Genomic DNA, 7,500 nt, shown 5'->3' on the forward strand with positions numbered 1-7,500 from the left:
GGTGTCGACGCTAAGGGGGCGCAGATCTGCATCTTTTGGGAAGGAGGAGTCCACGATGTCGAAACGAAGAAGCGCCGGTGGGCATGATGATCGAGGTGCCATCGGCGATCTATCAAGTTCGGGGATTCGCCCGGCACGTTGATTTCTTCTCTATTGGCACCAATGATCTCACGCAATATCTGCTTGCCGTGGACAGAAACAACCCGAATGTGGCGAGGCTTTACGATAGCCTGCACCCTGCGGTGCTGTGGGTGCTGCGCGCGGTGGTCACGGTCGCCCGACGTTATGCTAAACCCGTGAGCGTCTGCGGCGAGCTGCCCGATCACGATGGCCTTTGCCGTGATTCCAGCGTTACGCGTGCAGCCTGAGCTGGCGGCGGAGTGGGAGCCTCGGGTTTTATCGATCGACTATGACCCGCGCTGTCTGCCGGCACCGCGGAAGCGCGGCGCCCTCTTTGGCATGGCGATGACCGAGCGCCAAGGTGGTAGCGATCTACGGGCCAACACCACCCGCGCACAGCCACTTGGCGCTGGCGGCCCGGGCGGCGAGTACGCACTTATCGGGCACAAATGGTTTTGCTCCGCGCCCATGTCGGACGCGTTTCTAGTCTTAGCGCAGGCGAAAGGCGGTCTTTCCTGTTTTCTCCTGCCGCGCTGGAAGCCAGACGGTACCCGGAATTCTTTCCATCTCATCCGTCTTAAGGATAAGCTCGGGAATCGTTCCAATGCCTCGGCGGAAGTCGAGTTCCGCCATGCCTGGGCACGCCTTCTTGGGGAGGAGGGCCGTGGGATTGCGACCATCATGGACATGGTTCGGCATACCCGTCTCGATTGTGCCTGCGGATCGGCGGCTACCATGCGGCGAGCCGTCGCCGAAGCCACCCATCACGCAGCGTACCGTCACGCTTTCGGGCGGCGCCTACTCGATCAACCGTTGATGAGGAATGTGCTCGCGGATCTTTGCTTAGAGTCCGAGGCTTCGACGGCGTTCGTATTGCGTTTGGCGCGCGGTTTTGATGAATCCGAAAACAGTGTAGAGCAGGCCAAGTTTACGCGCATCGCCACGGCCGTGGCCAAATACTGGATCACAAAACGCGCGGTCGCCGTGGTCGCCGAGTCGCTCGAATGTATCGGCGGTAACGGCTATGTAGAAGAGTCCCCGTTGTCGCGCCTCTATCGCGACGGGCCGCTGAATTCACTCTGGGAAGGTGCCGGTAATGTTCAGTGTCTCGATGTGCTGCGCGCGATGCACAAAGATCCGGATTCGATTTCGATATTCTTCGCGGAAATTGGTACCGCGACGGGAGTCCATCAGCAATTCGATCGTTTCGTAACCCGGCTCGAAACCGAGACCCGTGATACGAGTCAAGCGGAGACGCGCGCTCGGCGCCTGGTGGAGGCACTCGCACTCGCGTTACAAGGCGCGCTACTACTGCAACATGCCCCCTCCGTGGTCGCGGATGCTTTTTGCACCGCGCGCCTCGGTGACGATCACCGGAACTCCTTTGGAACTTTACCGGGAGGAACCGATTTCGAGGCGCTCATCGAGCGCGCGCGACCCCAGGTAGGGTAGCGGTGAGTGCCATGCTCGCTTTCCCGAGCGCGGAAGGCAGCCCAGCGAAAGTCTCGCATAGCCGTGCTGAGATAGTGAGCTTGGAACCGCTACCAATGCTTAATGCAGGAGGACCTTGGTATGCGCTATGAGCTCTATTATTGGCCCGGCATACAAGGCCGTGGCGAATACGTGCGGCTCGCGCTCGAGGAGGCGGGTGCCGATTACATGGATGTGACGCGTCTTTCGGGGCGCGGCAAGGGCGGGCCTCCCGGCGATGATGCGCTTTCTTGAGGGCACTGGTATCGGCCATCTGCCGTTCGCGCCGCCGTTTCTCAAGACCGGCGATCGGGTGATTGCCCAGGCCGCCAACATCCTGCTGTATCTGGGGCCGCGGCTCGGCCTGGTTCCGAAGGCCGAGGCCGGCCGGCTCTGGGCGCATCAACTGCAGCTGACGATCGCCGACTTTGTAGCGGAGATCCATGACGTGCATCATCCGATCGCAGGCAGCCTGTACTATCACCAGCAGAAGCGCGAGGCGCGGCGTCGCGCCGGATATTTTACGGCGGAACGCGCGCCCAAGTTCCTTCATTATTTCGAGCAGGTGCTCGCCGACAATCCGAAGGGCAGAGGGTATATGCTCGGTCGCAACTTTTCCTACGTCGATCTGTCAATCTTCCAGCTCATCGCCGGCCTGCGTTACGCCTTCCCAAAGACGATGAAGAGATTGGAACCGAAACATCCCGGCTTGGTGGCGCTGCGCGATAAGGTCGCGGCGCGCCCGAACATCACCGCCTATCTGGCGTCCGAGCGGCGTATCCCGTTCAATCAAGACGACATCTTTCGGCATTATCCGGAGCTAGATACGTAGGACGGACTGAAGAGGAAAGCCACGACGAATACGATCCTTCTATGCGGGGCGCTGTGCTTGATGTCGCTCGGGCTCGCGCAGGCCGACTCCCTGCACCGCTACCAGGCGTTCGTAGGAGCGACCCTCATCGATGGGACAGGTGGAGCCTCTCGTCCCGATACTACGGTGTTGATCGAAAACGAACATATCAGCGCGGTCGGGAACAGGTCAGAGCTCGCAATACCGAAAGACGCAAGAGTCTTCGATGTCGGTGGGAAGTGGATTGTGCCCGGATTGATCGACGCCCATGTCCATTTCTTCCAGTCGGGAGGTCTCTACACGCGACCCGATGTGATCGATCTCCGCGCGGTCCGGCCGTATGCAGAGGAGATCGCTGGGATCCGCGAGCGACTTCCCGCCACCTTGGCGCACTACCTCGCAAGCGGCGTGACCTCGGTGGTGGACATGGGCGGACCGAATTGGACCTTTGAGGTGCGAGAGCTAGCGCGCCGGCGTATGCAGGCCCCGCGGGTCGCGATGGCCGGGCCGCTGATTTCGACCACCCTGCCCTCAGCGCTGAAGAGCGGCGACCCACCGATCGCTCAGGTCAAATCGCCGGAGGAAGCACGCTCTGCCGTGCGGCGTCAGATCTATCGGCGGCCCGATCTCATTAAGATTTGGTTTATCCCCGCTTGGGGCTTACCGCTCTTCATGCAGATCGACTGGGTCGCGGCAGCCATCGAAGAAAGCCACGCCCAAGGCCTGCGGATCGCGGTGCATGCCACAGAGCTTGAAGTGGCGCGCGCGGCGGTCGAAGCGGGGGCGGATATTCTGGTCCACAGCGTTCGAGACCGGCGCGTCGATGGCCACTTCATCCAACTCTTAAAAAAGCGCGCTGTGCTTTACGTAACCACCCTGGCGCTGAACGAAGGATATCGAGAAGTATTGCAAGAAAAGGTCGAACTTACGGAATTCGAGCGGCGGGTCGGAGATCCCGAAGTGCTGGCGACACTCGACGATCTGGAAGCTCTGCCTCCATGGAAACGCTGGTCGCAGTGGCTCACGCATTGGCCCGGTCCGGAGTACATGTTTTGGAACCTAAAACGCCTGCACGCAAACGGGATCCACATCGCGGCGGGCAGCGATGCGGGCAATATCGGCACCTTGCACGGTGTGCGTTTACATCGGGAACTGGAGCTCATGGCCGAGGCCGGTCTCCCCCCGGCTGAGATCCTTACGGCTGCCACCCTCGGAGGGGCTCGCGTCATGGGGCGTGCCGCGGAGCTCGGCACCCTAGAACCCGGTAAGCTCGCAGATCTATTAGTCCTCGAGGCTGACCCGCTTGCCGATATCCGTAACCTCCGACGCATCCATTCCGTGGTCAAAGGCGGCCGGGTTTTTGACCCCGAAGCGATCCTCGATAAGCGCTGACTGTGCCTAGTGATCGATCGGTGAATCGGGGTAGTTAAAAAAATCAGTTTGCTTGGGGTAGAAGACGGATCGTCGACGGCGAAAAACGGTCGACGGACCGCGTGGGGCGCTTCCTGCCTCATTTCTATAGTCATCTCTCCGCTCCTCATCGTCGGACGGCACAATGCCCCCGTTCGCGTTGATTGTTCCGGCAGGAGGAGCGAGCGTCGATTGGCTGTATGTCGTAGGACCCCCGTGAGGCGGTCCGGCGGCCAGGCTCGCATGCGTCGGATGACGTACGAAACGTAGGGCACAGCACACGCCCCGCGAATTGAGCGGTGGCGTAGCACACCGGGTAGAACTCCTACCCCGAGAAGACACTCGGCGAGGAGACAGCCTATGATGAGCGGTGTGGCGATCTCCTGACTCCTTGGAGATGACGCAGGTGCTGCGCCGGTAAATAAAATCAAATGATGATCGCCACGCTCACCATGTGGGCGATCAGAATGTTGAAGTCTCGCATAAAGTTATGATTGATCGTTAAAAACACGGGAGCTTCCGGCCCGGAAGGCAATAACAGGTTCACAAGCCGCCACTTAAAAACAATTCAGTTAAAATTTGTGCTAACGATGGTTGATAATGATGATTCTCGGCATACAATTAGAATGATCCACATAAGACGCGTTTCGTGGCAGTGAAGCGGCGGTTTAATATCCTCCCTTTGTCGTAGCCTCCGGTAGGAGGGAAGAAACATGTTTACAGAAATTCTAGCCCTGGCCCCGGTAGTTTGCATCGTGCTCGCGCTCGGGGCGCTCTTCTATTTTATTCGAACCTCATGAGCGCAGAGGGAGTCGTCTTATCCTCTCAGGTAAGACGACTCTGCCTCATTGTTGGCCGAGGCTCGATTCAAATCGGGCGAACTAAACCACCGTGTCGCGGTAGGTTTTAGCGGCAACACGAGCCGCTACCGTCACTGGCATGGCCATTAGCGGCCCCGATAAATCGTTCAATAACCGCTCGTGACCGCTTGTCCGGTCGCCTCTCTCCCGTCTCCCAAGAAGACAAGGACCCAGGATCAAGCCCGAGCACCTCGGCAAGCTCTTCAAGTGTAAGACCGCGGTGCATTCGGAGGAGCCATAACCGATCCGCGAGCGAGCACGCTGGTAAGCACAGTACTTGATGGGAGGATTCATCTTCCCTGTCCTCCCACACTGACAGCGTTGGCACCGGTACTTGTAAAAAGGCAAGAGCGTTGCTTTGAGTCAGTCCTCGTTCTATGCGGGCTTTTTTAATCTGCTCCCACAGAAGGGTCGGAAAGAGCAGTACGGCCTAGCGCACGACCTCCGGATCGAGCTCGACGCCTGGCTTGACGACTATCATAGACCCGAAGGTCCCGCCTTAAGCACGTGCCCGAGTGCAATCAGGACCATAGCCGGCAGCCAGATCCAGCGAAACTCGCTCTTCATGACCTGCCAGCCCCTCGCCGAAAAAAATGCCGCGATCCCGATCGGCGGGACGGCGATCGGGCGTTTGGGAAAGAAGTAACGCTTGACTCGGAAGGGCGCGAAGAATGCCACCCCGAGCCCACCGTCGGTGCAGGCATCGAGGATCGGATGCGACAACGTGGACAAGAAAAGGAATAGGAATACAGAAAAGTGGAGGCCTGGCACACCTTGGACCCAGAACGCCGTGGTTACGGCAGCGAGGAGGCCGGCAAACACAATCGAGTGCGTAAGCCCCCGATGGCCCCACACGGCGCCGTAGCGGACCCCGAACGTAAAGCCTATGACGTCAAGGTCCGGGATCACCGCGCATATTGCTCCGAGGAGCACCAGTTTCCAAGAAATGCCGTCCTCGGGGAAGAGCACGCTAAGGGCGACAGGGACGACAGCATGAGAGAATGCGGAGCACACGGAAGTACGTACATCAATTGTTACATAGCGACTTGACCCATAATATACGGAAAGCGAGCCGTCTGAGACCTCCATACCGGGCTGATTTAATAATTCGCCACAGAGAGGTTCCCAACCGCTTGCAGGACGCCTCAGCGCCCCGCTTGAATTGCATCGCCGAACTGGCGCGCCTCTGACACCAGCGTATCCACCATGACGGCGGGGGTTATCGAATAACCCGCAACCCCTAGGGCACGGGCTGCCCAGGTATTACACGTGTTGAACAGATGAAATTTCCCCCGCGCCGGGTAGAACCGGCTGTTGCCATAAAGCCCTCGGCCTAATGGCGACGCCGCTCCCGTGCCCAGTCTCGAAAAACTCTCATCGATATAGCCCGCCAAGCGCTCAAAATTGCGCGACGAAGGACGGAATTGGATGATCTCCCGATAGGGCGCATGATTTACGACCGGTCCGCTGAAACCAACGACATGCAATACGCTCTGGGTCGGAAATAACAGGGCTTTGATCGCGTAGCCCAAGTTAAATCTCGGCGCCTGATAGAAATCCCAGTCGCCCCAGCCGAACTCTAGGTAGTCGGCCTCGGGAAAATCGTGACTTTCCGGCACCAGGTCGCCCGGGATGTCGGAGATCTTGATCACAACGCCGGCATGCCAACGGTTGCTGACCAAATAGACCGGGGTCGTCGGTCCGTCTTGGGAAAATAAATAAGCTTCTTTCCTAACCGGTGCCGCACAAGCAACACCGAGGGCGATGACGACGAACAGCGGTAACCCTGTCTTCAGGGCCGCCATCGTGTGAGAAAATCCGCCACCTCGTGAAACCGGCGGCGGTGCGTCTCAAAGCTGAAATCTTGGAACGGATGGGCAAACTCAGGATGTTTCGACACCGCTGCCCCACGGCTTTGTGCCTCCCTCGCCATCTCTTCTATCTCTGCGGCGGGGACCACTCGATCGCGCAGGCCGATCACGATCTTTATCCCTGAGGCATCGATGGGTAAGTGGTTGATCGGATCGTATTCCTCCGGGCACCCTAAAGAGGAGATCCGGCTTGGGGTAGAATCGATGACCGCGGCGTCATACTCATCGGTGATTCCGACTGCATCCAGGAGGATAATGCCGCCCATCGAAATGCCATACAAAAAGCGACGGCGGTAATCCTGGGTGTTCAATGCCCTAATGATCTCTTGGTAATCAGAAATGAGCGCCTTGAGTCGGCTTTTGCCCTCCGATAGTCCATAGCCACGGTAGTCATAAATGTAAACGTCCAGGCCAAAATCCCGGAAGAATTGCAAGTCACCGATGATTTGGTCCGCTAGCATGGCATTCCCCTGGGCGATCAGGAGGTAGCCCCAAGGCGCCGCCGCGCGCAGCTTGTAACCGCCTAAGCTTCGGCCATCGCGGGTTGTGAAAGACAAGCGCTTGATCCTGGGTATTGTGCGCATGCGCTTCGCATCGGGCGCTCCAGCCGTCAGCTGAAACGACCAGAAGGCGAAGGGCTCGCGTAGGAAACCACAGACGCTCCTTTCCACATCTTCAGTTTTCTCGATGGATTCCATAGCGCTTACTTCTGCTGCTGTGATCGCTGCCACGAGTAGCACCATAACCCAGCGGCGAGACTTCGTGGTAATCCTCAATATGGAGTTCACTTCTCACCCTGACTCGTCAACATTGCAATAACCTTAACCCAGTCGCAAGAATATAGCTTCCCTCTGGTAGCGGCCGCCGCACTCGCAGGGCTGGCGGCTGGCATCCTCGTTAAACTTTTGAGACCTTTGGA

Annotated in this window: 4 protein-coding genes and 3 pseudogenes; 4 read left to right on the forward strand and 3 right to left on the reverse strand. The window is 58.5% G+C overall.

Features of this window, described 5'->3' with window-relative positions; genetic code table 11:
- The first annotated feature begins 74 nt into the window (after nucleotides 1–74).
- The 4 genes and pseudogenes from M3436_17945 to M3436_17960 all read left to right on the forward strand — a co-directional run bounded on the left by M3436_17945 (nucleotide 75) and on the right by M3436_17960 (nucleotide 3,832).
- A pseudogene (locus tag M3436_17945) lies at nucleotides 75–317 on the forward strand (phosphoenolpyruvate-protein phosphotransferase PtsP).
- Nucleotides 316–1,572: pseudogene (locus tag M3436_17950) on the forward strand (acyl-CoA dehydrogenase family protein). The pseudogenes M3436_17945 and M3436_17950 overlap by 2 nt, the downstream one beginning before the upstream one ends.
- A gap of 120 nt (nucleotides 1,573–1,692) precedes the next feature.
- A pseudogene (locus M3436_17955) lies at nucleotides 1,693–2,422 on the forward strand (glutathione S-transferase).
- Nucleotides 2,423–2,482: 60 nt separating this feature from the next.
- Nucleotides 2,483–3,832, forward strand: a complete 1,350-nt coding sequence (locus M3436_17960) for an amidohydrolase family protein (GenBank protein MDQ3565896.1) — start codon at nucleotides 2,483–2,485, stop codon at nucleotides 3,830–3,832.
- A 1,355-nt stretch (nucleotides 3,833–5,187) separates the two neighbouring features.
- Here the strand turns inward: M3436_17960 and M3436_17965 are convergent.
- The 3 genes from M3436_17965 to M3436_17975 form a co-directional block, all read right to left on the reverse strand.
- Nucleotides 5,188–5,679, reverse strand: coding sequence for a metal-dependent hydrolase (locus M3436_17965; protein ID MDQ3565897.1), 492 nt, complete (start codon nucleotides 5,677–5,679; stop codon nucleotides 5,188–5,190).
- Between the two features lie 176 nt (nucleotides 5,680–5,855).
- Entirely contained in the window at nucleotides 5,856–6,515 is a 660-nt protein-coding gene (locus tag M3436_17970; protein ID MDQ3565898.1) for a DUF2459 domain-containing protein, read from the reverse strand.
- On the reverse strand, nucleotides 6,503–7,279 hold the full coding sequence (locus tag M3436_17975; GenBank protein ID MDQ3565899.1) for an alpha/beta fold hydrolase: 777 nt from the start codon (nucleotides 7,277–7,279) through the stop codon (nucleotides 6,503–6,505). Before M3436_17975 ends, M3436_17970 begins: the two co-directional genes overlap by 13 nt.
- Nucleotides 7,280–7,500: the final 221 nt, after the last annotated feature.

It is taken from the genome of Pseudomonadota bacterium (assembly GCA_030859565.1).
Lineage (GTDB): Bacteria > Pseudomonadota > Gammaproteobacteria > JACCXJ01 > JACCXJ01 > USCg-Taylor.

Coding starts and splice junctions, on each gene's coding strand:
- M3436_17975 (MDQ3565899.1), bottom strand. CDS start 7,279: ATGGAATCCATCGAGAAAACTGAAGATGTGGAAAGGAGCGTCTGTGGT.
- M3436_17970 (MDQ3565898.1), bottom strand. CDS start 6,515: ATGGCGGCCCTGAAGACAGGGTTACCGCTGTTCGTCGTCATCGCCCTC.
- M3436_17960 (MDQ3565896.1), top strand. CDS start 2,483: ATGTCGCTCGGGCTCGCGCAGGCCGACTCCCTGCACCGCTACCAGGCG.